The following is a 26,444-nucleotide window of genomic DNA, read 5'->3' on the forward strand; positions in this document are numbered from 1 at the left end:
GGCGGTCAGAAGCCGCGGTTCGAGATGCTCGGGATCGACGGCTGGGTGAAGGCGCGGTTCACGTCCGGCCGGCGCTGCGTGCCGTTGGTGTCGCTCGAGCGCACGTAGTTCTTGGTGTCGAAGGTCTCGGCGAGGCCGGTGCCGCGCGGATCGGTGCTGGTGCAGGCGGCGGCGAGGCCCGCGAGGGTGAGCGCCGCGGCGACACGGAGGAAACGCATGAGGGGGTCCTGGCTCTGACGGTACGAGCCGGGGTGCCCGGCTCCCGCCCGCCCGTCAAGGCGTCGGCGGCCGGGCCGGTCGGTTCACGGGCCGGTGTGTCCCCGGGTCCGGTGCATTCTTGGGCGGGGTCCGCGGCTCGCCCCGAGACGAATCCCCTCCCCTGTGCCCGCCGCGCCGCGGCCGGCGGAATGTGTGGAGGGCCGCGATTCTCCGGCTGGCGGACGCCCCGGGTTTGCGCGAGAGTCCGCGCCGATGAGCAACGTCGTTCCCCTGCTGCGCCCGCGTCCGGCGCCCGATGCCGCCGCCCGCGCCACCGCGGCGATCGTCTCCGACCTGGTGACGATCGCCGAGCAGCTGCACGACATCGGTGCCCGGGCTGCCGATCTCGGCCGGCCGCGCACGGAGGCCGAGCGCACGGTGCAGATGGTGCTCGACGCGGTCACGGCGATCGAGCGCGCCCTCGACACGATCACGGACGGCGGCGACTACACGCCCTTCTGAACGGCGTGACGCGGAAGGAGCCCGGATGCCCGTCTCGGTCCGCCGCCTCGCTCCCGCCGACCTCGCGCTCCTGCGCGATCTCAACCGGCTGTTCGGCGAAGCCTTCGACGATCCCGACACGTACGCGGGCGCCCCGCCCGACGACGCCTACCTGGCAGGCCTGCTGGCGAAGGAGCACGTCTTCGTGCTGGCGGCCCTCGCGGACGGGGAGGTGCGAGGCGGCCTCGTCGCCTACGCCCTCGACAAGATCGAGCAGGCGCGGCGGGAAGTCTACGTCTACGACTTGGCCGTCGCAGGCTCGCACCGGCGGCAGGGCATCGCCACGGCCCTGATCGATCACTTGCGGGCGACGAGCGGCGCCTGGGTGATCTTCGTCCAGGCCGATCCGGGGGACGCGCCCGCCATCGCGCTCTACACCGGGCTCGGCCGGCGCGAGGACGTGCACCACTTCGACATCCCGGTATCGCCGTCCCCGTGACGCCTCACGCCCCGGCGTCGAGCACGCTGCGGAAGACCGCGCCGTAGTGGCAAGCGGCGGCCGCCAGCACGAAGCCGTGCCAGATCGCGTTCTGGAACGGCAGCTGCCGCCAGACGTGGAAGATCACCCCGAGGGAGTAGAGCAGGCCGCCGGCGGCGAGCAGCCACAGGGCGGGCGGAGACAGGACGGCGATGACCGATTCGTAGGCCATCAGCCCGCTCCAGCCCAGCGCCAGGTAGAGCCCGATCGCGAGCCGGTCGAAGCGCCCCGGGAGCGTCAGCTTCACCGCCGCTCCCGCCGTCGCCACCAGCCAGATCCCGGCGAGCAGCCCGAAGGCGAAGCTGTCGGTGCCGACGAGGGTCACGAGCGGCGTGTAGGTGCCGGCGATCATCAGGAAGATCGTCGCGTGGTCGGCCCGGCGCAGGCGCCACTTGAGCCGGCCGACCGGACACATGTTGTAGGCCGCCGACGTGCCGAGCATCGCCACGAGGCCGGCAGCGTAGACGCCCACCGCGACCTGCTCGGCGGGAGCGAGGTTCGACAGTGCGGCGCTGATCGTCAGCGCCAGGGCGCCGATCACGCCGAGGCTCACGCCGACCACGTGGATGACGCCGTCGGCGAGCAACTCGCGCGGCGTGTAGGTCCAGGCGAGGCTCAGGGGCCGGCCGTCGGGCGCGAAGCGCGCGTTCAGAACTGAGGAAGCGTCCAGGGATTGATCCTGCGCAGTCATCAGGCCTCCGCTCCTCGGGCCGGGAGACCCCTCCCGGTTGACCGAGGTTAAGCTCCAAGCATGAACGTAGGACGAACGTTCCCGCGACGCTCAGGCCGCACGCAGCGCGGCGGGAGCGGGCGCGCGGCAGAGCCGGGCAAGAGAGAGGCGGGCATGGGCGCTCGCCATGCCGAGCACCAGCATCGCGGCGAGCTGGTGGGCGAGGCCCGCCCAGAGCGGCACCACCAGGAGGAGCGTGACGATCCCCAGGACCGCCTGCGCGGCGACGAGGCCGACGAGCGCGGTGGCACGCCGCGCCGCGCCGGTGCCGGGTGCGGTGCGCCGGGCGTCGAAGGCGTGGAACGCCGCGAGCGCGAGCAGCGCGTAGGCGGTCAGGCGGTGGTTGAACTGCACCAGGGCGACGTTGTCGACGAAGTTCTCGATCCACGGCGTGACGGCGAACAGGCCGCCGGGGGCGAACCCGCCATCCATCAGCGGCCAGGTGTTGTAGGTCAGCCCCGCCTTCGAGCCCGCGACGAGGCCGCCGAGCGCGATCTGCACCAGCACCAGCGCCATCAGGGCGAGCGCGGTGCGCGACAGCCGCGCCGGCACGACCTCGTCGCGCTTGGCGTCGAGCCCGGAGGCGAGCCAGACGAGGCCGGCGTAGATCGCGCTCGCCAGGGTCAGGTGCAGGGCGAGCTTGAGGGGCGCCACGGCGGTCATGCCCGGCTGCAGGCCGGACGCGACCATGATCCAGCCCACGGCGCCCTGCAGGCCGCCGAGCAGCCCGAGGCCGAGGAGGCTCAGGGACAGGCGCCGGTCGAGCTGGCCGCGCCACCAGAAGAACAGGAGCGGCAGGAAGAACGCCAGGCCGAGCAGCCGGCCGAGCAGCCGGTGGCCCCACTCCCAGAAGTAGATGAACTGGAAATCGGACAGGCTCATGCCCTGGTTGAGCAGCCGGTACTGCGGCGTCGCCTGGTACTTGGCGAATTCCTCGGCCCAGGCCTGGCCTGAGAGCGGCGGGATCGCGCCGGTCACGGGCTTCCACTCGGTGATCGACAGGCCCGAGCCGGTCAGCCGCGTCGCGCCCCCGACCGCCACCATCGCGACCACCATGGCGGCCATGACGAAGAGCCAGGTCCGCACGGCGCGGCGGGACCGGGGTGCCGCGGCGGCGGGCGCCGCTTGCGGAGCGATGCTGATCGTGGAGGTGCTGCTCATGCGCGCCCGCTTAGCGGCGGGGATGCGGGGTGCGCAACGTCCTGCGGTGCCGCACCGGCCCGGCTCGCGCGATCCACGGGCGCGCCGTCACTCCTCCGGCCGCGCCAGGACGCCCCCGGTGATCGCCTCGCGCACGCCCGTGGTCGACGGGAAGGTGATCGGCAGGCCCGTGAGCGAGCGCACCGCCAGGTAGGCGAAGGCCTGCGCCTCCAGGAAGGCCGAGGACCAGCCGATGGCGTCGGCGGTCGTGATCTCGGCGCGCAGGTGGTAGTTCAGCTGGCGCAGCAGCTCGCCGTTGCGGGCGCCGCCGCCCGAGACGATCCAGCGGGTCGGCGGGTCGGAGGCGTGGTCGAGGGCGCGGGCGACGGCCCGGGCCGTGAAGGCGGTGAGCGTCGCGGCCCCGTCCTCGGTCGAGAGCTGGCCGGCGAGCTTGTGCGAGAACCAGTTCCGGTCCAGCGACTTGGGCGGCCGGCGCGAGAAGAACGGGTGGATCAGGAGCCAGGCCAGCAGCGGCTCGTCGGGCCGGCCGCGGGCAGCGGTGCGGCCGTTGTCGTCCAGGGCGTGGCCGGTGCGCTCGCGCATCCAGTCGTCGATCAGCGCGTTGCCCGGGCCGGTGTCGAAGGCCAGGATCCGGCCATCCCGGGCGATCAGCGTGGCGTTGGCCACGCCCCCGATGTTGAGGATGCCGAGGCTGTCGGTGAAGCCTGAGGCCTGGGCCAGCGCCCGGTGGAACACCGGCACCAGCGGCGCCCCCTGCCCGCCCGCCTCGATGTCGGCGTTGCGCAGGTCCGACACCACCTTGATGCCGAGGCGCCGGCTGAGAGCGCCGCCGTCCCCGATCTGCACGCTCATCTTCTGGTCGGGCCGGTGCACCACGGTCTGGCCGTGGAACCCGACGACGTCGATGTCGGCGGCGCTCAACCCGTTCTCGGCGAGGAAGTTCTCGACCGCCTCGGCGTGGAGGCGGGTGACCAGCTCCTCGGCTTCGGGCAGGCAGCCCGGGCGCTCGCTGCGCTCGGTCACCGCCTCGGCGTCGACGAGCGCTTGGCGCAGCAGCGCCCGGTCGTCGTCGGAATAGGCGCGGTAGCCGGTCGGCCCGAGGGGCTCGAGGTAGCCGTTGTGGCTGCGCTCGACCCGGATCGTCTCGCCATCGGTCTCGATCAGGGCGACGTCGACGCCGTCGAGGGAGGTGCCGCTCATCAGCCCGATCGCCCGCCGCATCGCCATCCCGAATCGCCCCCGTGCCTTTCGGGGCCGGCACTGCTATGAGCCGGCCTGTTCCGAATCCGACGGAGCTAGCATGGCGGCGGGTCGCTGTCGCGCCCAACTCCCCCGCCAGATTGCCCTCGCCAGATTGCCCTCGCGAGACTGATTGAGAGTTCCATGGCCGTGCCCACCGACTTCGCGCCGCGATCCGACTTCCTCCGCGTCCTCCTGGAGCGCGGCTACGTCCACCAGTGCTCCGACTTCGCGGGCGTGGACGAGGCCGCCCGCGAGGGCCGGCTCACGGCCTATGTCGGCTACGACTGCACGGCGCCGTCGCTGCATATCGGCCACCTGCTCTCGATCATGATGCTGCACTGGCTCCAGGCGACCGGTGGCAAGCCGGTGGCGCTGATGGGCGGCGGCACCACCCGGGTCGGCGACCCGTCTGGCCGCGACGAGAGCCGCAAGATCCTCACCCTCGACCAGATCGAGGCCAACAAGGGCGAGATCGGCAAGACCTTCGCGCGCTTCCTCGATTTCGGCGACGGTGCCAATGCCGCGCTGATGGCCGATAACGCCGAGTGGCTGACCACGCTCAACTACATCGAGATGCTGCGCGAGATCGGCCGGCACTTCTCGGTCAACCGGATGCTGTCGATGGACAGCGTGCGGCTGCGGCTGGAGCGCGACCAGGAGCTGTCGTTCCTGGAGTTCAACTACATGATCCTGCAGGCCTACGACTTCGTCGAGCTGAACCGTCGCTACGGCGTGACGCTGCAGATGGGCGGCTCGGACCAGTGGGGCAATATCGTCACCGGCATCGATCTCGGCCGGCGCCTCGGCACGCCGCAGCTCCACGCCCTGACCTGCCCGCTGATGACGACGGCCTCCGGCGCCAAGATGGGCAAGACGGCGTCGGGCGCGGTCTGGCTCAACCCGGACATGCTGAGCCCGTACGATTACTGGCAGTTCTGGCGCAACACCGAGGATGCCGATGTCGGCCGCTTCCTGCGCCTGTTCACCCTGATGCCGCTCGACGAGGTTGCCCGGCTCGAGGCGCTCGGCGGCCAGGAGATCAACGAGGCCAAGAAGGTGCTGGCGACCGAGGCCACCGCCCTGCTGCACGGCCGCGAGGCGGCGCAAGGCGCCGCCGAGACGGCGCGGCGCACCTTCGAGGAGGGCGCGCTGGCCGAGAGCCTGCCGACCGTCGAGGTGGCGCGCGCGGCGATCGAGGCGGGCCTCGGCGTGCTCTCGGCCTTCGGGCCCGAGCACGCGGCGCTCGTTCCCTCGACCAGCGAGGCGCGCCGGCAGGTGAAGAGCGGCGGCCTCAAGGTCAACGACGCGCCCGTCACCGACGAGCGCGCGGTGATCGGGCCCGAGGACGTCACCCCGGAGGGCGTGGTGAAGCTGTCCTTCGGCCGCAAGAAGCACGTGCTGCTGCGGGTGGTGTAGCGGTCCGACCGGCCCTCCTCCGCGGGAGGAGGGCTCCCCACGAGAGAAGCCCCGCCGCGGCGGGGGCCGGGCGGGGCTGAAGTCGAGGTCCAGAGAGCCCGAGCTTAGTGCCGCCCGTGCGGGCGCCGCATCCTCTGTTTGCAGTAAGGATTCAGGCGTGCCGCCGGGCCCGGCGCCGCGGCGCGGTCCGGGTCAGGGCGGCGGGGGCGCAACGCTGCCAGCCCCAGTGCTCGTAGGCGGTCGCGGCGCGCGCCTCGCACCAGCCCTGGCCGTGCAGGGCCGTGGCGAGACGGTCGCGGTCCTCGCAGGCCTGGTTGGCCAGCGGCGAGGCCGGCAGGCCGCAGGCCGCGTCGGCCCGCTGCCAGCGCGAGACGAGATCGCCCGCGGCGGCCGGAGCGGCGGCCGCGACCAGCAGGGCGAGAAAGAGGGACGAACGCAGGAGCGACATCACGCGGGGCCTCGGTGAACTGGATTGCTTCGTAACAAAGAATCGTGGCGCGGATCGGACGGATTCGTGCAGTTCCGTCAAGCAGAAACCCGCGTTTGCGTCGGGGCCTAATCCGTTCGGCCGAGTCGCGCCGCCGGTTGGATGATGCGCTGGGTTCGGAAAGGACGATCCTGTGCCGCTCCGGCAGACGTTCTGCTGCCTGTAACATCCTCGCGGCCATCGGGCGTTACCAGGGGGCGCGGAGGGCGCCCTCGCCAGCGCCGCAATCCTGTGCTCAAAGGGCGGCGACCTCACGCCAGACGAGCCCTCCCCCACGATGCTGCGCCGCCTCTACGAGTGGATCCTCGCGCTCGCCGCGCGCCCCTCGGCCCCCTACGCGCTCGGCGCGGTCTCCTTCGCCGAGAGCTCGTTCTTCCCGATCCCGCCGGACGTGATGCTGGTGCCGATGGCGGTGACCCGGCCCGAGCGGGCCTGGACCTACGCGCTCATCGCGACCCTGACCTCGGTGGCCGGCGGTCTCGCGGGCTACGCCATCGGGGCGCTGCTCTACGATTCGGTCGGTGCCTGGCTCTTCCATCTCTACGGGCTCGACAAGGGGGCCGACGCCTTCCGGGAGGCCTACGCGCATTACGGGCACTGGGTGATCCTGCTCAAGGGCCTGACCCCGATCCCCTACAAGCTCGTCACCATCACGTCGGGCTTCGCCGGCTACGACCTGTTCTGGTTCACGGTCCTGTCGCTGATCACCCGCGGGGCGCGGTTCTTCATCCTGGCGGGCCTGGTCGGCCGCTACGGCGTCGGCATCCGCACCGTCCTCGACCGGCACCTGAACGCGGTGGCGGCGGTGTTCGTGGCCGTCGGCGTGCTCGGCTTCGTCGGCTTCCGCTACCTGTTCTGACGGTCCTTCCGAGGGTTCTTCCCATGGCCCACGCCCTCGCCGCGCGGCTGACCACCCCCCGGACGGCGGCCGTGCTGGTGCTCCTCGGCGCCGCCGCCACGGTGGGCGGCGCGCTCATCTTCCAGCACGGCTTCGGCTACGTGCCGTGCAAGCTCTGCCTGACCGAGCGCCAGCCCTACTACCTCGCCCTTCCCGTCGCGGCGGCGGCCGCTTTGCTGCCGCGACGCCTCGCCGGCCTGCTCCTCGGGCTGGTGGCGGTGATCTTCCTCGTCGGCGCCGGCCTCGGCCTCTACCACGCTGGGGCCGAGTGGGGATTCTGGCCCGGCCCGAGCGATTGCGGCGGCGGCGCCGGCCCTGCACCGGCCGGCGTCAACGATTTCCTCAAGTCCCTGGAGACGACCCGCCCGGTCGACTGCACCGCGGCGGCCTGGCGCTTCCTCGGGATCTCGCTCGCCGGCTGGAACGCGGTGATCAGCCTGGCGCTCGCGGCCCTCGCCGGCACGGCGGCCCTGCGGGGGCTGCGCCGCGGCTGAACCGCGCGGATCAGCGCTTCGGCTTCATCGAGCCGGGGTCGGCGAGGAGCGCGGCCAGGCGCTCGGAATCGAGCGCCGGCTCCGGCTTCGGCTTCGCCTCCTTTCGCGGTTCCGGCTTCGTCTCGGCCTTGGCCAGCCGGGCGACCTTGGCGGCGGGCGGCGTGGGCACGATCGAGCCTGTGGTGACGGGCTCGTCGAGGGGGACGGGCTTCGCCGCGGCGACGAGCTGCGCCGGGCGGGGCGGCTCGCGCTCGAGCTGGGCCGAGCAGACGGCGCAGACCGTGGCGAAGCCGAGGGCTGCGATCGATGCGAGGATGAGGTTGCTACGCAGGGACACGGCCGGAGACTCGGGACGTTTGACCATTCGGGAGCCTAGGCGCCGACCCCTTAACGATCCCCTCGACCTCCGGACCGCCGTTCAGGTCCCGCACACCATGTCCCTAGGGCAGTGCGAACCGGAGGCGGCCCGCCGACTTACCCTACGGAATGCGGGGCGGCGGATGTTCTTCATCACGACGGCGGCGATCGCCGGGACCACGACGGCGGGAGCGTGGCTGATTCACGTCGCGCCGTTGCCCGCGGCGCTCTGCGCGGTGGTGTCCGGCGTGGCCAGCGCGGCGGTCGCGGCCGCCCTCGTGGCCTGGATCGACCGGCCTGGCGGCGCGGCCCGGCCGGACGCGCCGCCGGATCCCGCGGCGGAGCGGGCGCCGGACCTGCCGCGCGGACGCCTCGTCAGGCTGCATCCGCTCCGCAGCCCCCACCACCATCGCCCCGGCCGGAACGGCGGCCGGCGGTTCGCCTCCGCTCCGTGATCTCCCCAGGAACCCGGTCGGCGCGGCCCGGTTGACGCTCGCACGAAGCAAGGCCGAGCGACGCAGCGTGGCAACGCCCTCCTCCCCAGGCCGGCCCGGCGGACTTACCGCTTGAGGCCGATCCTCCCCGCCCTGATGCTCGTCGCGGCCGGCACCGCTGCGCAGGCCGCCGGGATCGGCTCCGGCGGCGGCCCGTCCGAGGTCGTGCTCCTCGTCCAGATCGTCGTGCTCCTCGCCGCCGGGCGCCTGCTCGGCGAGGCGATGCTGCGGGTCAGCCAGCCGGCAGTGATGGGGCAGCTGCTGGCCGGCCTCCTCCTCGGCCCCTCGTTCCTCGGGGCGGTGTGGCCGGAGGCGCAGCACTGGCTGTTTCCGCCCGGGCGCGACCAGAAGGCGATGCTCGACGGCATCGCCCAGCTCGGCGTCCTGCTCCTGCTGCTGATGACCGGCATGGAGACCGACCTCGCCCTGGTGCGCAAGGTCCGGCGCGCGGCGCTCAGCGTCTCGGTCACCGGCGTCGCGGTGCCGTTCGCCTGCGGCTTCCTCCTCGGCGAGATGCTGCCCGCCGCGATGCTGCCGCGGCCGGAGCTGCGCCTCGTCACCTCGCTCTTCCTCGGCACCGCGCTGGCGATCTCCTCGGTCAAGATCGTCGCCATGGTGGTGCGCGAGATGAATTTCCTGCGCCGCAACGTCGGCCAGGTGATCGTCGCCTCGGCGATCATCGACGACACGATCGGATGGGTGATCATCGCGGTGATCTTCAGCCTGGCCCAGGCCGGCACCGTCGACCCGTGGGAGATCGGCCGGAGCCTCGCCGGCACCATGGTCTTCCTGGGATTGAGCCTGACGATCGGGCGGCGCCTCGTCTTCCTGCTGATCCGCTGGGCCAACGATACCCTGCAGAGCGAGGCCGCGGTCGTCACCGCGATCCTGGTGCTGATGGGGGCGCTGGCGCTGGTCACGCAGGGGCTCGGCGTCCACACGGTGCTCGGCGCCTTCGTGGCCGGCCTCCTCGTCGGCCAGTCGCCGATCCTGACCCGGCGGATCGACGAGCAGCTGCGCGGCGTCGTCACGGCCCTGTTCGCGCCGATCTTCTTCGGGCTCGCGGGCCTGAGCGCCGACCTCACCATCCTGCGCGACCCGCGCCTCCTGCTCCTCACCCTCGGGCTCATCGCGATCGCGAGCCTCGGCAAGTTCGCCGGCGCCTTCGCGGGCGGGCGGCTCGGCGGCCTGAGGACGGCCGAGTCCCTGGCCCTCGCCTGCGGCATGAACGCGCGCGGCTCGACCGAGGTGATCGTCGCCTCGATCGGGCTGGGCATGGGGGCGCTGAGCCAGGACCTGTTCACGATGATCGTCGCGATGGCTCTTATCACCACGCTCGCGATGCCGCCGATGCTGCGCTGGGCCCTGCACCGCCTGCCGCTCAAGGGCGAGGAGAAGGAGCGGCTGGAGCGGGAGGCGGCGGAGGAGCGCGGCTTCGTCGCCAATCTCGAGCGCCTGCTGGTGGCCGCCGAGGGCGGTCCCGAGGAGCGCGCGTCGGCGAGCTTCGCCTCCCGGATCGCCGGCCTCGTCGCCGGCTCGCGCGGCATGCCGGTGACCGTGGTGCGGCTCGGCCGCGGCGGCGACGGCGGGGCGCTGTCCGGCGCGGTGGTCGAGGCAGCGCAGGAGGGAGCAGGCGATGGGGAGACGCGGACGGTCGAGGTGACGGAACTCACCCGCGACGAGCCCGCGGCCGAGGCGCTGAGCGCGGAGGCCCGCAAGGGCTACGATCTCCTGATCGTCGGCATCGACCCGGCCGTGGCGCCGCATGCCGGCCTCGCCGAGAGCGTGGCCGGCGCGGCCGAGCGCTTCGACGGTCCCCTCGCCGTCGCGGTCGCGCGGGGAGTGCACCGCGCCGACCCGGAACGTGCCGCGCTCTCGCTGCTGGCGGTGGTGGACGGCACGCAGGCCGCACGCCGGGGCGCCGAGATCGCCGTCACCCTGGCCCGGGGCACGGGCGCGCCGCTGACGGTGCTCTTCCTGGCCGAGGCCGCCGGCACCGGGCGTCGCCTCGCGGGCCTGCGCCAGGGTGATGCTGCAGCCCTGCGGGAGGTGCTCGACCATGCCGAGCAGAACGGAGTGCGCGTGCGGACCGAGCTTCGCCACGCCCGAGCGCCGGAGCGGGAGATCCTGCGCCAGGCGAAGGCCGGCGACCACGACCTGATCGTGATGGGGGTGACCCGCCGGTCCGGCGACGGCGCCGCCTTCGGGCCTCTCGCCGAGGCGGTGCTGGAGGCCTCGGACCGCTCGGCGCTGCTCCTGGCGAGCTGACGATCCGGCGAGCCGACGATCAGTTGCGGTCGTCGGGGAGCGACGGTAGCGGCTGCACGGCGATGCCCTCCTCAAGGAGCGAGCGCGCCTCGGTGAGGCTCGCCTCGCCGTAGATCGCCCGCTGCTCGGTCTCGCCGTAATGCATCCGCCGCGCTTCCGTCGCGAAGTTCTCCCCGACATGGTCGGCGGTGCGGGCGACGTGCTCGTGCAGGGCGCGGATCATCGCGCGCAGCTGCCGCTCGGGCTCGGAGACCAGGCTGACCGGCGCCTCAGCGGGGGGCGGTGCCGCGGGCGTGCTCGGCGCCTCGACCGGGGCGGGCAGGTCCGCGGCGCGGCCGAGGGACGGCGCCATGATCTGCTTGGCGACCTTCGGGCTGTTGCAGAACGGGCAGGTCACGAGCCCGGCCCGCTCCTGCTCGTCGTAGGAGGCGCTCGAGGGGAACCAGCTCTCGAAGCTATGGCCGGAATCGCAGGACAGGGCGTAGCGGATCATGATCGGGATATCGGTGGGCGGGCGCGCGGCTGCGAGGTCTGTGCGACGCTTCAGCCGCCCCGTGTGGCGGAAATCCGCCCCGCTGGGAAGCGTCTAACCGCGAGCGGTCTCGACCACCACCGGCCGGGCGTGGCGCAGGGCCGGGATGCGCGCGCGGGCGTCGGCGACGAGCGCCATGTCGATCTCGGCCAGGATCACCCCCGGCTCCGCACCGTCGGCCTCAGCCAGCACCCGGCCCCAGGGGTCGACGATCAGGGAGTGGCCGTAGGTCTCGCGCCCGTCCTCGTGCCGGCCGCCTTGCGCGGCGGAGATCATGAACGAGCCGGTCTCGATCGCCCGGGCGCGCTGGAGCACGTGCCAGTGCGCCTCGCCGGTCTGGCGCGTGAAGGCGGCCGGCGCCGACAGGATCTCGGCTCCCGCCTCGGCCAGCGCCCGGTAGAGGGCGGGGAAGCGCACGTCGTAGCAGATCGCGACGCCGAGGCGGCCCCAGGGCAGGTCTGTCACCACCGCCCGGGCGCCGCCGGTATAGGTGGCCGATTCCCGGTAGCTCTCGCCGTTCGGCAGGTCGACGTCGTAGAGGTGGAGCTTGTCGTAGGACGCGGTCACGGCACCCTCGCGGTCGATCACAAAGGCGCGGTTGGCGACCTTGTCGCCGTTCCGCACGGCCAGCGAGCCGACATGGACCACGACGCCGCGCTCGCGGGCGACGTCCCGCAGGGCGCCGAGGGTCGGATCGTGCTCCGGCTCGCGGATCTTCTCGAACAGGCTCGGCCGGTCGCGCTCGAGGAGCGCGGTCATCTCGGGCGTCTGCACGTAGTGCGCGCCGCGCTCGGCCGCCTCGCGGATGCCCGCCACCGCGGCGTCGCGGTTGCGCGCGGGATCGCGGCCGGAGCGCATCTGCACGCAGGCGGCGACGAAGCGGGGAGCGGTCATGGGCGTCGGACTCCGGAAGACCCCGCGAGCTTACGCCCGAACGGCCAGGCCCCGCCAGGGGCTCGATCCGCCAGGAGCCCGACCTGTCAGGAGCCCGCGACCTGCCGGAGGTCAGCCGGCCAGCAGCGGGTCGAGGCGGCCGGAGCGGTCGAGGGCGTAGAGGTCGTCGCACCCGCCGACATGGGTCTCGCCGATGAAGACCTGCGGCACGCTGGTGCGACCGCCGGCCTTCTCCACCATCTCGCGCCGGGCGCCGGGCTTGGCCTCGACGTCGATCTCGGTGAAGGCGGCGCCCTTCTCCTGCAGCAGCGACTTGGCCGCCGTGCAGTAGGGGCACCAGCTGGTGGTGTAGATCGTGACCGGCTGCATCCGTCGGCTCGTGCGCTGAGGGGATCGCCCGATATAGGCGCCCGGCGGTCGTGCCGCCAGCGGCGACCTCGGGCCGTCATCGGTGTCTCGACCCAGGGCGGCCGCCAGGCCGCCATCAGGTTCTCGACCCGGAGCGGCCGTCAGGCCGCCATCAGCTTCTCGACCTCGGTGACGAGCTCGCGCAGGTGGAAGGGCTTCGACAGGACCTTGGCGTCCTTCGGGGCCTTGGAGTCGGGATTCAGCGCCACCGCGGCGAAGCCGGTGATGAACATCACCTTGATGTCGGGATCGAGCTCGGTGGCGCGGCGCGCCAGCTCGATGCCGTCCATCTCCGGCATCACGATGTCGGTCAGCAGGAGCTCGAAGGGCTCCTCGCGAAGGCGGTTATACGCCGAGAGCCCGTTGTCGAACGAGGCCACGTCGTAGCCCGCGTTCTGGAGCGCCTTGGCGAGGAAGCGACGCATGTCGTTGTCGTCTTCCGCGAGGAGGATCTTCATGAACGAAAGTCCCGGATGCCGATTCGGTGCGTTCATTCCATAAAGCGGCGCCTTGGTAAACAGAGGGTTGATGCCGCTGGCGGCAGGCCGGAATCGCAGGGGCGGCGGCCGCTCTCGGCAGTGGACAGGCCTGGGCCGTGGCGCCAGATTAGCCGGATGATGGTGCGATCGCGTCCCGCCCCAGGCCCCGCTCCCCTGCCCCGGGCGACCGGATGAGCCGAGTTCCCCCCGCCAGCCTGTTCACGCCGCCCTTCCGGGTGGACGAGCCGGAGCGGCAGACCCTGCCGTTCGTGTACAACACCGGCCATTCGGGGGCGGTCTATCCGGCCTCCTTCGTGGCGGCCTCGCGCCTCGACGCAGTGGCCCTGCGCCGTTCGGAGGACGCCTTCGTCGACCGGCTCTACGCGCCCGTCGTCGGCCTCGGCGCGCCGCTGATGCAGGCCTCGTTCCCGCGAGCCTATCTCGACGTGAACCGGGAGCCCTACGAGCTCGACCCGCGCATGTTCGACGGGCGCCTGCCGTCCTTCGTCAACGTGCGCTCGATGCGGGTGGCGGGCGGCCTCGGCACGGTGCCGCGGGTGGTGGCCGACGGCCAGGAGATCTATCGCGGCCGCCTGCCCGTCGAGGAGGCGTTGGCGCGCATCGAGGAGCTGTACAAGCCCTATCACCGTACCCTGAAGGAGCTGGTGGCGCGCACCGCCCGGGCCTTCGGCCACGCGGTCCTGATCGATTGCCACTCGATGCCCTCGACGAGCCTCGCCCGGGACGACGGGCCGATGGTCGACGTCGTGCTGGGCGACCGCTTCGGCACCTCCTGCGCGCCGGACCTGATCGACTGCGCGGAAGCCGCGTTCCGCGGCCACGGCCTCCGGGTGGTGCGCAACAAGCCCTACGCGGGCGGCTTCATCACCGAGCATTACGGCGAGCCGGCGCTCGGCCGTCACGCCCTGCAGATCGAGGTCAACCGCGCCCTCTACATGGACGAGCGCAAGCTCCTGCCCCGGCCCGGCTTCGAGGCGCTATCGCGGACCCTGACGGAGGTGGCGGAGACCCTGGGGCACGCCGCCCTCGACCTCGGCCCCCGGCGCATCGCCGCCGAGTAGGACGCTCATCGATGATCGCCGTGGCTGGCGCCGCCGGCCCGATCGGCTAAGCAGGGCTGCGAGAACTCCCCGCGGTAATCCGGCGAGGACGGCCCGGGGCTTCTCCCTGCCTCTGGGGCAGCACGAGGGTGCGCTGCCTCGAACCTTCGCTCGTGCCGCACCGTCCGCGACGAGCCGGCTTCAACCGCGCCGGACGACGCGCGTCCGGACGATGTTTCTGGGGAACTTCGCGATGACCGACCTCCGCCTCCGCCGCAGCGTGCTCTACATGCCGGGCTCGAACCAGCGCGCCCTCGAGAAGGCGCGTACGCTCGCGGCCGACGCGCTCATCCTCGACCTCGAGGACGCCGTCGCCCCCGACGCCAAGGACACGGCGCGCGAGCAGGTCTGCGCCGCGGTGCGCCAGGGCGGCTACGGCGAGCGCGAGCTGATCATCCGGGTCAACGCCCCCCAGACGCCGTGGGGCGAGGCGGACCTGCGGGCGGCGGTGGAGGCGAAGCCCGACGCGATCCTGATGCCGAAGGTCTCGTCCCCGGCGGTGCTCGAGAACATCGCCGACCGCCTCGAGGCCCTCGACGCCGCGCCCGGGATCAAGGTCTGGGCGATGATCGAGACCCCGGCGGCGATCCTCAACATCCAGTCGATCGCGGCGGCGCGGCGCAACCCGGGCACCCGGCTCACCTGCTTCGTGCTCGGCACCAACGACCTCGCCAAGGACACTTGGACCCAGATCGTCCCGGGCCGCGCCCCGATGATGCCGTGGCTGATGACGGCGCTCGCCGGCGCCCGGGCGGAGGGCCTGACCATCCTGGACGGCGTCTACAACAACTTCTCCGACGTCGAGGGCTGCCGCGAGGAGTGCCGCCAGGCGCGCATCCTCGGCTTCGACGGCAAGACGCTGATCCATCCGAGCCAGGTCGAGCTCGCCAACACCGCCTTCGCGCCGACCGAGGACGAGGTCGCGGTCGCCCGCAGCGTGATCGAGGCCTTCGACCGGCCCGAGAACGCCAAGCGCGGCGCCATCCAGATCAACGGCCGCATGTTCGAGCGCCAGCACATCGGCATGGCCCGCCGCGCCGTCGCCTGGGCCGAGGCCATCGCGGCCCGGGGGCAGTGAGGCCCGGCGAGGTTCTGAGGCGGCGCGCAGGCCCGCCTCGGCCTGCGCCCCGTGCGGGCTTGACCCTCGGATAGTTGCAGTGCACAAATTGTTAAGGAACATTTAACGCGTGGTCTCCGGGAGTTTCCGGGACCGGCGCGACTCTCCGGCCCGGCCGCCTTCGGGCCGCACCTGGGCGCCCTCTGCTTCCCGGCGCCGCTCCCTCGACGTTGATGCGACGGAGACCGCCATGCGTTGCGCGCCGCCCGCCTTCGAGACCATCTTCCGCATCCCCGGCGAGCACCGCCTGGAGAGCGCCGGCATGCTCGGCCGCGGCGGCCGGGTGTTCGGCATCTGCTGGTTCCACCAGGAATACGACCGGCTCGACCGCCTGGTCGCCCGCTACGAGACCTACGACGAGGTCGGGGCGGATGGTGCGCCGCGCTGCGGCTGGCGCCGCTACGACGAGGCGGGGCACCTCACCCTCGGGCACGAGGTCGGCATGCGCTGGGCCGCCCTGGTCGAGAGCCTCTCCCGGCGCGAGGCCGAGACGGCCCTCCAGCACCCGCTGGCGCAGGCCGCGGATCTCACCCCCGTCCCGGCCTGAGGGCCTGCACAGCCCAAGCCCAGGCCCTCCCCGCCCGCCGGCATCAATCTCTCGTAACCTCGCACGCGGAGCGGCTCCGCGGCCGCTCCGCGTGCGGGTGCCTCAGCGCGCCGGCTTCTTGGCCGGGTCGGCCGCGGGCGTGATGCTGCCGGTCTGGGTCACCTTCTCCTTCGCTTGGTCGAGGCGCTTGGTCAGGGAGGCGAGGTCGCGCTGCGTGGTGGCGAGCTGCGCCTTCGCCTTGTCGCGGGTCGCGCCGAGCTGGGCGATCTCGTCCCGCGTCGCGGCGATCCTGGCCTGACGGTCGCGCAGCTCGGCCTCGACGTCCTGGAACTGCTTGAAGCGCGCGGCGAGGGCGTCGCGCTGGCTCTCAGTCTCCGTCAGCTGGGCCTGGAGCGCGCTCCGGCCGGAGGCGGCGACGCCGTAAGCGCTCCAGCCCGACAGGGCACCGAGGCCGAGGAAACCGGCCACGAGGGCGGCGGGAGTGGGGCGGAACCGCAGGGGACGCATCGGCAGTCCTCGTCACAGACGGGTGGGGCCGCCGCACGGCGGCCGAGGAGGTCCCGAACCCGGGATCACGACTGATCCAGACGATGACGGATCTTCGTTAACGACGCCTTGCTGCGATTCGCCGTTCGAAACCTTAATGGAACATCACCTGTATCGGTGATTGCCAACCCATCAGGTCACGGAATTCTTAACCTCCGAAATGTTAGTCCTTGATGTTAGAACTTAAGCGAGCCAGGAGAGTGGGCTTCGATGAGGCGGCCGTTCGTCCGTTTCCGCCGCGACCGCCGCGGCAGCGTGGCGGTGATCATGGCGCTCGCGATGATCCCCGTGACCTTCCTGGTGGGTGCCGGCGTGGACTACGCCCGCGCCACCGCCGTCAAGGCGAAGATCCAGACGGCCACCGACGCCGCGGTGCTGGCGGTGATCCGCGAGGTGCCGACCCTGCGGGCCGACGCCGATTTCCAGAGCCGCGCCAGGGCGTTCTTCGACGCGAGCTTCCCCCCGCAGGCGGGCGTGACGGTGACGCGCTTCACGCCGACCCGGGCCGGCACCCAGGTGACGATCACCGCCACCGCGCAGGTGGAGATGACCCTCGGCCGCCTCATGCATCCGGATCCCCTGGAAGTCAGCGGCGCGTCGCAGGCGATGTCCGGCGGCAAGGCGGTCGAGATCGCGCTGGTGCTCGACAATACCGGCTCGATGAACGATTCCGGCAAGCTCCCGGCCCTGAAGCAGGCGGCCAAGGATTTCCTGAGCTACCTCGACAAGGTCGTCGTCAGCCGCTCCGACGCCAAGGTCGCCCTGGTGCCGTTCTCCACCCAGGTGAACCTCGGCACCACGGTCACGAGCGCGGGCTGGCTGAGCTACACGAAGGTCGGCTCCGTCACGAGCGCGACCTGGAAGGGTTGCATCACCGACCGCGACCAGCCCTACGACGTGCAGGTCCCGAACGCGGAGCCGACCGGCGCCGGCGCCTATCCGGCTGACAAGTGCAGCTCGTCCTCGAACGGCGTGCCGACCCTGACGGCGATCCGTCCGCTCAGCACCGATTACGGCGCCCTCGGCACCGCCATCGACAGCATGACCGCGGGCGGCAACACCAACGTCACCATCGGGGTGGCCTGGGGCACCGAGGCGCTCACGCCCTACGGCCCGCTCAGCACCGCCACGAGCCTCTCGAACGATCGCGTCACCAAGATCATGGTCGTCCTGACCGACGGCCTGAACACGGCGAACCGCTGGAACACCGCCTGCACCGGCAACTGGTTCGCCGATCTCTTCTCCGGCTGCGTCGACGACAGCGTCATCGACGCCCGCACCCTCTCGGCCTGCACGGCGGCGAAGAATGCCGGGATCACCATCTACACGGTGCGGGTGATCGACGGAAACGCGAGCATGCTGAAGTCGTGCGCCAGCAAGGACGGGTTCTTCTACAACGTCATCACGGCGGACGACCTCAAGCCCGCGTTCCAGAGCATCGGCAGCTCGATCGCGCAGTTCCGGCTGACGCAATAGCCGCGGCGCGGCCCGGCCGAGCGCGACCTGTTGACACGCGCGCTGCGTTGCAGCATCGTGTTTGCTGCGTCGCACAAATCCTCACGGGCGGCGCGCGTTGCGATTGCCAGAGGGAACGCCCATGAGCAGCACCCAGAAGCCCTTCGAGATTCCCACCGAGATGCGCGACTTCGCCGAGAAGGGCGTGCACAACGCCCGCACGGCATTCGGCACCTTCCTGGGCACCGCCCGCAAGCTCGCCGAGACGGTGCAGTCCTCGACCAACACCTCGCAGACCGGCATGGGTGCTGCCGTCACCCGCGGGTTCGACTACACCGAGCAGCACGCCAGCGCGACCTTCGACCTCGCCGAGAAGCTGGTGCGCACGCGCGACGTCAAGGAGGCGCTGGAGCTGCAGGGCGAGTACATGCGCAACCAGATCAGCGCGCTGCAGACCCAGGCGAAGGAGTTCGCCACCCTGTCCGAGTCGATCAAGGCCGACCTGAACAAGACCGAGGCCAAGGCGTAAGGTCTCCCGTCCCCGGGGCCCGCGGGCTTCGCCTGGGAACAGTACCGGCGACCCGGTCTCATCGATCGCCTTGCGCCCGGAGCGCCGTCTCCGGGCCGGATTGTTCTTGCACGAGACTCCACCGGCGTGCCGGGACCGGCGCCCGTGCGCGCGATCGCCGGCTGTTCCGTTCTTCGGGCGGCCTTCCCGCGGATGAGCGTGGGGCGGCGTCCCGTGCCCTGACGAGGGGATGACATCGGCGGCGCGCTTCGGCGCGTCGCGGATGGCCGCGCGGCATCGCCCGCGCCGACCTGCCGGTGCCCCGGACCAGCCTGCCGGCGCTCCGGCTTCGCGCGTTAGCCCTCGCACGGGGCGGGAGCGACGCGCTCGCCAGGCGCCGCGCCAGGGACGCGGCGTCCGCCAATCCGAGGAGGCCGAGTCATGACCATCCGCCGCACCGACAAGACCCGCAAGCCGACCCGCCGCGCCCCCGTCCGGACCGCGGCGCGGACGGATGACAGCGCCAAGTCCGGAGACCTGCCGAAGTCCGGTGAACTCCCCACGTCCGGAGAGCTGGCCGAGACCGCCGACGTCGAGCCGGAGGCGGGTCCCGGGATGCTCGCCGCGACGGACGAGGCCGATCAGCCCGGCGCCGCGCCGGCCGCAGAGGCGTCCGACGACGCCCAGGGCGCGCCGGAGGAGGCTTCGGAGGACGCGTCCACGGAGGAATCCTCGGAGGACGAGGCGACCGACGCGCCGGAGACCGCCATTCAGGAGCCTGCCGCCGAGCAGGACACGCCGGCAGCGATCGACGAGCCGGTCGCCGAGGACCTCGCGGCCGACGGCCGCACGGAGCCGGCAGCGCAGGAGACCACCGTTCAGGCGGCCGAGGCGCCTGCCGAACAGCCGCCGGTTCCGGCCGCGGAGTCCGTGTCCGAGGCACCCGCCGCCGCGCCGGAGGCCGGGGCCAAGCCTGAATCGACGTCCAAGGCCGGGGCGCCGGGCCGAGAGGAGGTTCCGCTCGCAGCCATGCAGGGCTTCATCGAGATCAACGGCCGGGTGGTGGCATTCCTGCAGGGCGAGAGCCAGGCGGCCCTGGCCTTCTGGCAGGCCGCGCTCACCGCCCGCACCCCGAGCGACCTCGTGCAGCTCCACGCTGCCGAGGTGAGCCGGGCGTTCGACGCCGCCCTCGCCTGCTGGACCGACCTCGCCCGCCGCATGGGTCGGTACAGCGTTCTCGCGCCGCTCCAGGCCCGCGCCGCCTGACGCCGCCCATCGGCCGGCATCCTCACGGATGCCGGTGCCGGCACTCTCACGGGTGCCGGCCTTCCGCGGCGCACCGACCCGACGCGTGACGGGGTCGGCTCACGATTGGCTCACGCAAGGAGACTGGGATGTTGGACGCTTGGTACGCGACGGCGATGCTCGCCATGGAATCCCAGAAGGTGATCGAGCTCCGGCTCGTCAAGCTGGCCTGGGGCGGCGTCGCCGGCCAGGTCGAGGCGCAGCGCATGGTCAGCGAGAAGATCGGCGCTGCCCTCGAAGCAACCGGGACCCTGCTCGGCGGCGGCACGCCGGAGGCGGTCATCGACCGCTATCGCGAGCACGTCCGCAACAACGTCGAGCGCCTGTCCGCGCCGACTAGTTGATCGCGCAGAACCCCGCGCCGGAGCCGAAGACCCGACCGGTGCACCAGGGCTTGGCCGGGACCGGCGCCGGCGCGGGGGCAGCCTCGCGCCGCATGACGGGCGCGGTGGTGCCGGTCGTCATCGGCTCCGGCCCACCGGCCTCGACCGCCGCCGTCTGCACCCGCGGCGGCTCCTCCGGCGTGTGGGACGGAGCGTCGTGGCTCCGGGCAACGAAGACGGTGCCGCGCCGGCCCTTCGCCTCGGCGGGTGCAGAGGCCGCGAGCGCCGATACCGCGACCCCACCAAGGGCGACCAGCCCGAGCACCAGACCTGCACGCATCGCGTCACCCCTCCTCCACCGCCGCGCACCGCCGCGCGCGGGCGACCGGATACGGGACGAGCTTCGCCCGGCGGCCCTCAGCCGCGGCTTAAACCGATCGACGGCATTCGACGGATCCAGGCGGTTTCACCGGACGAGACCCGGTTGTTCGCTCCGGGCGATCGGGGCGCGATCTCGGCTCGGTCTCAGCGCTTGCGCAGCCACAGGCTGGTCTCGAAGGCGCCCGGCGGCAGGGGCAGGCGCGTCAGGACGCCATCAAGGGACCAGCCGGTCCGCATCGCGACGTAGCGGCTGGCGAAGAGCGGGGCGTAGGCGCCGCCCTGGAGGAGCGCCCCGACCATCAGTTGCTCGTTGTAGCCGCGCCAGGCCCATTCCTCGGGATAGGCGTCGGGCAGGAACACGTCGTGCAGATGCACGATGACGCCGGCGCGAAGGCGCGGCAGCACGTCGAGGATCAGGCGGTCGACATCCGTGCCCGGCATCGCCACGTGGCTCGAATCGATGAACAGCACGTCGCCGGGATCGAGGGACGAGGCGGCCGCCGCATCCTCCGGCCCGAACAGGCGCGCCGCATGGCGCACGCCGAGGCCGGCGAGCGGTGCCCGCGGCGCCGGATCGATGCAGGTGATCGCGGTGGTGAGGCCGCCGTCGCGGACGGCTTGCGCGAGGAAGCGGGTCGAGTGGCCCGAGCCGATCTCGACGATGCGGCCCGGCCGCTCCCGCCGCACCAGGGCATAGGCCGCCGCCGCGTCGAGGCGCGGGAACCAGTCCTGGGTGAACCGCGCCGGCCGCTCGCCGACGAGGCCTGGGCCGCCGGCAGCGATGCGGTCGAGGTCCGGGGCGAACGCCTCGATCGCCGCGAGGACCGCCCGGAACTCCGGCTCGGCCTCGGAAAAGATCGGGCGGAGGGCCGGGTAGCCCTCCGCCCGCGCCGCACCGGCATGCCGGTACGGGATCAGGAAGCCGCCGGACGGCAGGCCGAGCAGGGTGCCAAGACCGAGCCCGGCCCGCCGGAGGCGGACGCGCAGGCGGGTGCGGGCGCTCTGGCGCTGCCCACCTGCGGCGCGGCTCATACCGCCTTGCGCACCTGCGCGTCGCGCAGGTCCGGGGTGATGCCGGGGCCGTCGACGGGCGGCGGCGGCACGGCGGCGGGGGAGCGCGCCTTGTTCCGCAGGGCGTCGGCGAGGCGACCGCGCTCGAACAGCAGCACCACGGCGATCGCCAGGGCGAAGGGCACGAGCAGGTAGAACAGGCGGAAGATCAGCACGGCGGCGAGCACGTCGGTCTTCGGCAGGTCCGGCATCGCCGTGATGAAGACGAGCTCGAACACCCCGATGCCGCCGGGCGCGTTGGAGACCAGCGCCACCGAGAACGAGGCGAGGAACACCGCCAGCACCACGAGGAAGCCCGGATTCCCGACCTCCGGCAGAGCGAAGTAGATGATGCCCGCCGCACCCAGCAGCTCCAGGGGGGCGGCGATCAGCTGGCGGCCCATGATGTTGGGGCGGGGATACTCGATCTTGAACGAGCGGATGTGGAGCGGCCGCAGCTGCAGGATCGAGCCGATGACGTAGAGGGCGACGAAGCCGAGCAGGCCGGCGCCGACGAGGCGGGCGGTGGTCGGGCTCGCCAGCATCGACGGCAGCAGGCTGCTGACGCGCTGCAGCAGCTCGGGCTCGAGCGTCAGAACCAGGCCGCCGAGGAGCGCGGTGCCGAGGCCGAAGGTGAAGGAGCACAGCGCCACCAGCACAGCCACCTGCGCGGCGGTGAGCCCCTTCGAGGTGTAGGCGCGGTAGCGCACCACGGCGCCCGAGAACACCGAGGCGCCGATGTTGTGCGACAGCGCGTAGGTGGTGAACGAGCAGACCGAGACGAAGAGCCAGGAGATGCCCTTCACGCCGAGATGCAGCAGCGCGATCCGGTCGTACCAGGCGAGCGCCCCGTAGGCGACCAGGGTGGAGAGGACCGCCAGGGCGTAGCGGTGCGGCGGGATCGCCGCGAGGCTGGCCTTCACGTCGGCGAAGGACAGCCCCTTGAGCAGGTGCCACAGCAGGTAGACCGACACGACGACGGCCCCGAGGCCGATGACCGGCCAGATGAACTCTTTGATCTTCTTCATCGCGGTCTCGTCGCGTCCCCATTCTCGCGCGCGCTTCTGCCCGACCCTGCGGGTGACCGCAAGGACGGTTCCGGCGCGCGCCGTCCCTCCTTTCATGGGATCGTGACGGTTTCGTGCCGACCCGCGGTCAGGCGCGTCAGGTTCCGCGGGCCTCGAGCCAGTCGAGGATCAGGCGGGCGACGCCCTCGGAGCCGAGGTCGAGCTGCAGGAAATGGGCGATTCCCGGCACGGTGCGGTGCTCGGCGCCGTGGTAGAGCGCGGTGCGCCACGTCGTCGCCGGCCAGATCATGCGGTCGTCGGCGCCCCCGAGCACCAGGGTCGGCACCCCGGCGAAGGCCGCCGAGAGCGGCAGGACCGGCCAATGCGCCTCGGCGAGCGCGACCGGGCTCTCGGCCGACATCCGGCCGGCGTAGTTCTGGGCCCGCTCGAGCGGCAGCCCCTCGGAGAAGAGCCAGTGCCGGGCGAGCGCCACCGCCGGCTCCCGGCCGGGCAGGAGCGAGCCGGCCAGCGCCTCGACCCAGAACCCCGCATCGGTCATCGCGATGCGCGGCCCGACGAAGCCGAGCCCCTCCGGCGGCAGGGAGGCCAGCAGCACGAGGCCCCGCAGCGGCACCTGGCCGAGGAGGCGCTGGCCCAGGAGCCCGCCGAGGGAGTGCGCGACCAGCACCGGCGGCTCGTTCCACTGCGACAGCGCCAGGCGCAGGTCGGCGAGGTAGTCGGTCAGCGACGCGGTCCGCAGCTCCCGCCCGCCGGCGCTGCGGCCATGGCCGCGCAGGCTCACGGCGGCGGCCCGGCGGCCGCGCCGGGCGAGGTGGGGCAGGAAGATCTCCTCGAACATCCAGGCGCCCCCGAAGGCCCCGTGCACGAACAGGAGGGGGGCGCCCTGGGGCGTGCCGGCCGGCTCGGCCTCGATCCACTCGAGGGGCGGGCCGTCGCGGCGCTCGAGCATGCGGCGCGACACCTGAGCCCGCGGCTCGGTGACGACGGTGAAGCGGCGCCGGTCCCGCGCGTGAGCCTCGTGCATCCTCGTGCCTCTCATCGGGCCGCTGCGGCGGCCCGCCTCTCCGGCTCCGCCGGCGGCGAGCCATTTCCCGCCGGGAATCTATCGGCCGAGCCCCGTCCGCCCAGTCTGCCCGCGGAAAGCTTGACGCAGGTGTAACGGGCCGGTCCCTTTCTGCGCGCCGGCCACGCCGGCAAGAGGAGGAGAGTTCCCGTGAGCGACCATCCGACCAACGGCCCGCGCCTGAGCCTCGACGGCTACACGGCGGTCCCGCCGACCCACGTCGCCACCGTCGTCACCTACCTTGAGATGCGGGAGCCCCCTCCCCTACGAACCGGGGACCGCCTGCCGCTCGCGCCCATCGGCGCGGAGATCGCCCGCTACCGGTCGCTCTACGGGGCTGTCGGGGCGCCCTGGCTGTGGTTCGGCCGCGCCCGCATGGGAGACAACGCGCTCGCGGGAATCCTGGGTGATCCGGACGTCGAAGCCCTGGCCCTCACCGAGGATGGACGCGACATCGGCCTCCTCGAGCTCGATTGGCGCCGGCCCGGCGAGGCGGAGCTCGCCTATTTCGGGCTCGTCCCGGAGGCGGTCGGCCGCGGCCTCGGGCGGCGGCTGGTGGATGAGGCCCTGCGCCGCGCCTTCGCCCGCCCGATCGGGCGGTTCTGGGTGCATACCTGCACCCTCGACCATCCGGGCGCGGTGGCGTTCTACCGGCGCTCGGGCTTTCGCGCCTACGCCCGGGCGATCGAGGTGACGCCGGACCCGCGGCTCACCGGGGACCTGCCGCGCGACGCGGCCGGGCAGATCCCGCTCTTGGCAGATTGAGACGTCGGCGGCTCCGAACGCACCCGCTCGAAGGGGTGCCGGTTCTCATGCGCCGGGCGCCCCGGCATCGCTCCGTCGATGGCGAGGCGCGGGAGGACGAGGCGTCAGGCCCGGGCGCGGCCGAGCCCGATCGCGTCCATGCTGGCCTGGTCGCGGGCATTCTCGGCGGCGCGCTCGCTGGTACGCTCGCGGTCGTCGAGGATCTCGACCTTCTTCAGCTCCTCGAACGCCTCGGCGAGCGCCGCCTTGGCCTCGGCGAGCTGGACATCGAGGTCCTGGGCGGAGCGGCGGATGTTGTCGCGGCGCTGGGCGGCGGCGCGGGCATAGGTCGGATAGGCGAAGTGGGCCGGATCGGAGATCCCGGCCCGCTGCTCCTCCTGGCCGATCTCACGGTCGAGATCGGCGGCCATACGGGCGAAATCGGCGATCATCGCCTCGATTTGCGCGACTTTGCGGCGCTTCTCGTCGGCCTGAAAGCGGCGCAGCCGGATGAGCGTGTCCCGCGACTTCATCTGAATCTCACTCCCGCCAGCGGCATGCGGCCGAGACCCGCCCGCCACGCGCCGCTACGCGGCCGCGGGGCGGGCCGCACGACCGGCCCTCACGGCTCGCCGACGATCGCGGCGAGGCGTTCGTAACCCTCGCGGATGGAGGTTGCTTCTTCCTTACCCTGCCCCAGAAAAGCCTCCAGATCGGGCATCAGCCCGATCGCCTCGTCGACCTCCGGCGAGCTTCCGGGACGGTAGGCGCCGAGCCGGATCAGCTCCTCCATGTCGGCGTAGGTCGAGAGCACCCGGCGGGCGCGGCGCACCACGGGCAAGTACGCTGGATCGCAGGAGCGCGGCATGGTGCGCGAGACCGATCGCAGCACGTTGATCGCCGGGTAGCGCCCGCGCTCGGCGATGGCCCGCTCCATCACGATGTGCCCGTCGAGGATGCCCCGCACGGCGTCCGCCACCGGCTCGTTGTGGTCGTCGCCTTCGACCAGCACGGTGAACAGGCCGGTGATCGCCCCCTCCCCCGTCCCGGGCCCGGCCCGCTCAAGCAGGCGCGGCAATTCGGAGAAGACGGTCGGCGTATAGCCCTTGGCGGTCGGCGGCTCGCCGGCGGCGAGCCCGATGTCGCGCTGGGCCATGGCGAAGCGGGTGATCGAATCGACCATGCATAGCACCTGCGCGCCGGCATCGCGGAAATGCTCGGCGAGCGCGAAGGTGACGTAGGCGGCGTTGCGGCGCATCAGCGCCGGCTCGTCGGAGGTGGCGACCACCACCACCGAGCGCGCGAGGCCCTCGGGCCCGAGATCGTCCTGGAGGAATTCCTGCACCTCGCGGCCGCGCTCGCCGACGAGGCCGATCACTGCGACGTCGGCGGCGGTGTAGCGGGCCAGCATCGAGAGCAGCACCGACTTGCCGACGCCGGAGCCGGCGAAGATGCCCATGCGCTGGCCGGCGCAGAGCGTCAGGAAGGTGTTGATGCAGCGCACCCCGAGATCGAGGGGCGGGCCGACCCGGCGCCGCGCATGGGCTGGCGGCGGATCGGCCTGGAGGCCGTAAGGAACGGGTCCGGGCGGCAGCGGTCCCTTGCCGTCGATGGGCCGGCCGAGCGCGTCGATCACCCGGCCGAGCCAGGCACGGCTCGGCCGGATCGCCCCGGCGCCCTCCGCCCGCACCCGGGCCGGGCAGCCCCGGCGCACGCCTTGGAGCGAGCCGAACGGCATCGCGAGCGCGTGGGGGCCGGAGAAGCCGATGATCTCGCACGGCACGGCGGCGCCCGCGACCTCGTTCACCACGACGTCGAGCCGGCCGCCGAGGCGCATCGCCGCCACCGGACCGGCGACCTCGATCAGCAGGCCGCGGACCGCCACCACGCGGCCGAACACCTCGACCTCCTCGACGCCCGCCAGCAGGGCGCGGGCGGAGTCGAGGCGTCCGGCAACCAAGCGGCCGCCCGCGGCGTCGGAGCCCGTCACGGCATCATCCTGTTGATACGAGGCGCTTTCCCGAACCGTGCCGCTGCCATTGCCGCGTTCCATCAACGATCCATTTACCCCTCTCCTTAACACTGGGACACGTGGGATCCGGGATGGGCTCGCGGATGTTCTCCGGGGGCGTGTCGCGGACGCAACATGACGGGCGGGT

The 26,444-nt window shown here is 72.5% G+C and carries 32 protein-coding genes; 15 read left to right on the forward strand and 17 right to left on the reverse strand.

Annotated elements, in window-relative coordinates:
* Positions 1 to 5 precede the first annotated feature (5 nt).
* Positions 6 to 218, reverse strand: coding sequence for a hypothetical protein (locus VQ02_RS08910; protein WP_048443818.1), 213 nt, complete (start codon positions 216 to 218; stop codon positions 6 to 8).
* Between the two features lie 253 nt (positions 219 to 471).
* On the opposite strand from VQ02_RS08910, the gene VQ02_RS08915 reads away from it, so the two are divergent.
* On the forward strand, positions 472 to 720 hold the full coding sequence (locus VQ02_RS08915; RefSeq protein ID WP_048443819.1) for a hypothetical protein: 249 nt from the start codon (positions 472 to 474) through the stop codon (positions 718 to 720).
* 25 nt (positions 721 to 745) lie between these two features.
* Complete coding sequence (locus tag VQ02_RS08920; RefSeq protein WP_048443820.1) at positions 746 to 1,198, forward strand: AAC(3)-I family aminoglycoside N-acetyltransferase; 453 nt, start codon at positions 746 to 748, stop codon at positions 1,196 to 1,198.
* 4 nt (positions 1,199 to 1,202) lie between these two features.
* On the opposite strand, the gene trhA is transcribed toward VQ02_RS08920, so the two are convergent.
* The 3 genes from trhA to VQ02_RS08935 all read right to left on the reverse strand — a co-directional run bounded on the left by trhA (position 1,203) and on the right by VQ02_RS08935 (position 4,355).
* Positions 1,203 to 1,928: a PAQR family membrane homeostasis protein TrhA gene (trhA, locus tag VQ02_RS08925; protein WP_048443821.1), complete on the reverse strand. Its 726-nt coding sequence runs from the start codon at positions 1,926 to 1,928 to the stop codon at positions 1,203 to 1,205.
* Positions 1,929 to 2,018: 90 nt separating this feature from the next.
* Positions 2,019 to 3,128 (reverse strand): COX15/CtaA family protein, encoded by a 1,110-nt coding sequence (locus VQ02_RS08930; protein ID WP_048443822.1) that lies wholly within the window; start codon positions 3,126 to 3,128, stop codon positions 2,019 to 2,021.
* An 87-nt stretch (positions 3,129 to 3,215) separates the two neighbouring features.
* Positions 3,216 to 4,355: an anhydro-N-acetylmuramic acid kinase gene (locus tag VQ02_RS08935; RefSeq protein ID WP_209436988.1), complete on the reverse strand. Its 1,140-nt coding sequence runs from the start codon at positions 4,353 to 4,355 to the stop codon at positions 3,216 to 3,218.
* 156 nt (positions 4,356 to 4,511) lie between these two features.
* On the opposite strand from VQ02_RS08935, the gene tyrS reads away from it, so the two are divergent.
* On the forward strand, positions 4,512 to 5,786 hold the full coding sequence (gene tyrS, locus VQ02_RS08940; RefSeq protein WP_048443823.1) for a tyrosine--tRNA ligase: 1,275 nt from the start codon (positions 4,512 to 4,514) through the stop codon (positions 5,784 to 5,786).
* Between the two features lie 151 nt (positions 5,787 to 5,937).
* Here tyrS and VQ02_RS08945 read toward each other — a convergent pair whose 3' ends face one another.
* Positions 5,938 to 6,234: a hypothetical protein gene (locus VQ02_RS08945; RefSeq protein WP_048443824.1), complete on the reverse strand. Its 297-nt coding sequence runs from the start codon at positions 6,232 to 6,234 to the stop codon at positions 5,938 to 5,940.
* A 316-nt stretch (positions 6,235 to 6,550) separates the two neighbouring features.
* Between VQ02_RS08945 and VQ02_RS08950 the strand changes: the two genes are divergently transcribed.
* Both VQ02_RS08950 and VQ02_RS08955 read left to right on the forward strand, forming a co-directional pair.
* Entirely contained in the window at positions 6,551 to 7,132 is a 582-nt protein-coding gene (locus VQ02_RS08950; protein WP_048443825.1) for a YqaA family protein, read from the forward strand.
* A gap of 23 nt (positions 7,133 to 7,155) precedes the next feature.
* Positions 7,156 to 7,665 (forward strand): disulfide bond formation protein B, encoded by a 510-nt coding sequence (locus VQ02_RS08955; protein ID WP_048443826.1) that lies wholly within the window; start codon positions 7,156 to 7,158, stop codon positions 7,663 to 7,665.
* A gap of 10 nt (positions 7,666 to 7,675) precedes the next feature.
* Here VQ02_RS08955 and VQ02_RS08960 read toward each other — a convergent pair whose 3' ends face one another.
* Positions 7,676 to 8,002, reverse strand: a complete 327-nt coding sequence (locus tag VQ02_RS08960; protein WP_048443881.1) for a hypothetical protein — start codon at positions 8,000 to 8,002, stop codon at positions 7,676 to 7,678.
* Between the two features lie 163 nt (positions 8,003 to 8,165).
* Between VQ02_RS08960 and VQ02_RS08965 the strand changes: the two genes are divergently transcribed.
* Together VQ02_RS08965 and VQ02_RS08970 are read left to right on the forward strand one after the other, a co-directional pair.
* Positions 8,166 to 8,477, forward strand: a complete 312-nt coding sequence (locus VQ02_RS08965) for a hypothetical protein (protein ID WP_048443827.1) — start codon at positions 8,166 to 8,168, stop codon at positions 8,475 to 8,477.
* A gap of 111 nt (positions 8,478 to 8,588) precedes the next feature.
* Entirely contained in the window at positions 8,589 to 10,784 is a 2,196-nt protein-coding gene (locus tag VQ02_RS08970; protein ID WP_245239667.1) for a cation:proton antiporter domain-containing protein, read from the forward strand.
* Between the two features lie 19 nt (positions 10,785 to 10,803).
* Here the strand turns inward: VQ02_RS08970 and VQ02_RS08975 are convergent, their stop codons facing one another.
* The 4 genes from VQ02_RS08975 to cpdR form a co-directional block, all read right to left on the reverse strand.
* Positions 10,804 to 11,277 (reverse strand): DUF1178 family protein, encoded by a 474-nt coding sequence (locus VQ02_RS08975; protein WP_048443829.1) that lies wholly within the window; start codon positions 11,275 to 11,277, stop codon positions 10,804 to 10,806.
* Positions 11,278 to 11,370: 93 nt separating this feature from the next.
* On the reverse strand, positions 11,371 to 12,210 hold the full coding sequence (locus tag VQ02_RS08980) for a carbon-nitrogen hydrolase family protein (protein ID WP_048443830.1): 840 nt from the start codon (positions 12,208 to 12,210) through the stop codon (positions 11,371 to 11,373).
* Positions 12,211 to 12,321: 111 nt separating this feature from the next.
* Positions 12,322 to 12,579, reverse strand: a complete 258-nt coding sequence (gene grxC / locus VQ02_RS08985) for a glutaredoxin 3 (protein WP_048443831.1) — start codon at positions 12,577 to 12,579, stop codon at positions 12,322 to 12,324.
* Positions 12,580 to 12,719: 140 nt separating this feature from the next.
* Positions 12,720 to 13,076 (reverse strand): cell cycle two-component system response regulator CpdR, encoded by a 357-nt coding sequence (gene cpdR / locus VQ02_RS08990; protein ID WP_048427828.1) that lies wholly within the window; start codon positions 13,074 to 13,076, stop codon positions 12,720 to 12,722.
* A gap of 212 nt (positions 13,077 to 13,288) precedes the next feature.
* Here cpdR and VQ02_RS08995 point away from each other — a divergent pair, with 212 nt between their 5' ends.
* From VQ02_RS08995 to VQ02_RS09005, 3 genes are all read left to right on the forward strand, one after another.
* Complete coding sequence (locus VQ02_RS08995; protein WP_048443832.1) at positions 13,289 to 14,179, forward strand: N-formylglutamate amidohydrolase; 891 nt, start codon at positions 13,289 to 13,291, stop codon at positions 14,177 to 14,179.
* A 232-nt stretch (positions 14,180 to 14,411) separates the two neighbouring features.
* Positions 14,412 to 15,296, forward strand: a complete 885-nt coding sequence (locus VQ02_RS09000; RefSeq protein ID WP_048443833.1) for an HpcH/HpaI aldolase/citrate lyase family protein — start codon at positions 14,412 to 14,414, stop codon at positions 15,294 to 15,296.
* Between the two features lie 229 nt (positions 15,297 to 15,525).
* Positions 15,526 to 15,882 (forward strand): hypothetical protein, encoded by a 357-nt coding sequence (locus VQ02_RS09005; protein ID WP_048443834.1) that lies wholly within the window; start codon positions 15,526 to 15,528, stop codon positions 15,880 to 15,882.
* 102 nt (positions 15,883 to 15,984) lie between these two features.
* Here VQ02_RS09005 and VQ02_RS09010 read toward each other — a convergent pair whose 3' ends face one another.
* Positions 15,985 to 16,389, reverse strand: coding sequence for a hypothetical protein (locus tag VQ02_RS09010; protein ID WP_048443835.1), 405 nt, complete (start codon positions 16,387 to 16,389; stop codon positions 15,985 to 15,987).
* A 249-nt stretch (positions 16,390 to 16,638) separates the two neighbouring features.
* On the opposite strand from VQ02_RS09010, the gene VQ02_RS09015 reads away from it, so the two are divergent.
* From VQ02_RS09015 to VQ02_RS09030, 4 genes are all read left to right on the forward strand, one after another.
* A complete protein-coding gene (locus tag VQ02_RS09015) occupies positions 16,639 to 17,904 on the forward strand; it encodes a TadE/TadG family type IV pilus assembly protein (protein ID WP_048443836.1) in 1,266 nt (421 codons plus the stop codon).
* Between the two features lie 121 nt (positions 17,905 to 18,025).
* On the forward strand, positions 18,026 to 18,412 hold the full coding sequence (locus tag VQ02_RS09020; RefSeq protein ID WP_048443837.1) for a phasin: 387 nt from the start codon (positions 18,026 to 18,028) through the stop codon (positions 18,410 to 18,412).
* Between the two features lie 420 nt (positions 18,413 to 18,832).
* Positions 18,833 to 19,657: a phasin family protein gene (locus VQ02_RS09025; protein WP_048443838.1), complete on the forward strand. Its 825-nt coding sequence runs from the start codon at positions 18,833 to 18,835 to the stop codon at positions 19,655 to 19,657.
* A 128-nt stretch (positions 19,658 to 19,785) separates the two neighbouring features.
* A complete protein-coding gene (locus VQ02_RS09030) occupies positions 19,786 to 20,040 on the forward strand; it encodes a hypothetical protein (RefSeq protein ID WP_048443839.1) in 255 nt (84 codons plus the stop codon).
* On the opposite strand, the gene VQ02_RS09035 is transcribed toward VQ02_RS09030, so the two are convergent.
* From VQ02_RS09035 to VQ02_RS09050, 4 genes are all read right to left on the reverse strand, one after another.
* Positions 20,033 to 20,359 carry a hypothetical protein gene (locus VQ02_RS09035; RefSeq protein ID WP_048443840.1) on the reverse strand — a complete coding sequence of 109 codons (327 nt, stop codon included), beginning with the start codon at positions 20,357 to 20,359 and terminating at the stop codon, positions 20,033 to 20,035. The genes VQ02_RS09030 and VQ02_RS09035 overlap by 8 nt on opposite strands.
* Positions 20,360 to 20,544: 185 nt before the next feature.
* Positions 20,545 to 21,432: a class I SAM-dependent methyltransferase gene (locus tag VQ02_RS09040; protein WP_048443841.1), complete on the reverse strand. Its 888-nt coding sequence runs from the start codon at positions 21,430 to 21,432 to the stop codon at positions 20,545 to 20,547.
* Complete coding sequence (locus VQ02_RS09045; protein ID WP_048443842.1) at positions 21,429 to 22,478, reverse strand: lysylphosphatidylglycerol synthase domain-containing protein; 1,050 nt, start codon at positions 22,476 to 22,478, stop codon at positions 21,429 to 21,431. Before VQ02_RS09045 ends, VQ02_RS09040 begins: the two co-directional genes overlap by 4 nt.
* 136 nt (positions 22,479 to 22,614) lie before the next feature.
* The gene (locus VQ02_RS09050) at positions 22,615 to 23,502 is read right to left on the reverse strand and encodes an alpha/beta hydrolase (RefSeq protein WP_048443843.1); all 888 of its coding nucleotides are present in this window, start codon (positions 23,500 to 23,502) and stop codon (positions 22,615 to 22,617) included.
* A 189-nt stretch (positions 23,503 to 23,691) separates the two neighbouring features.
* Between VQ02_RS09050 and VQ02_RS09055 the strand changes: the two genes are divergently transcribed.
* Positions 23,692 to 24,306, forward strand: a complete 615-nt coding sequence (locus tag VQ02_RS09055; RefSeq protein ID WP_245239668.1) for a GNAT family N-acetyltransferase — start codon at positions 23,692 to 23,694, stop codon at positions 24,304 to 24,306.
* A gap of 104 nt (positions 24,307 to 24,410) precedes the next feature.
* Here VQ02_RS09055 and fliJ read toward each other — a convergent pair whose 3' ends face one another.
* Complete coding sequence (fliJ, locus tag VQ02_RS09060; RefSeq protein WP_048443844.1) at positions 24,411 to 24,818, reverse strand: flagellar export protein FliJ; 408 nt, start codon at positions 24,816 to 24,818, stop codon at positions 24,411 to 24,413.
* Between the two features lie 89 nt (positions 24,819 to 24,907).
* Positions 24,908 to 26,275: a flagellar protein export ATPase FliI gene (gene fliI, locus VQ02_RS09065; protein WP_245239669.1), complete on the reverse strand. Its 1,368-nt coding sequence runs from the start codon at positions 26,273 to 26,275 to the stop codon at positions 24,908 to 24,910.
* Between the last annotated feature and the right edge of the window lie 169 nt (positions 26,276 to 26,444).

The sequence above is a fragment of the Methylobacterium variabile genome (assembly GCF_001043975.1).
Classification (GTDB): Bacteria; Pseudomonadota; Alphaproteobacteria; order Rhizobiales; family Beijerinckiaceae; genus Methylobacterium; species Methylobacterium variabile.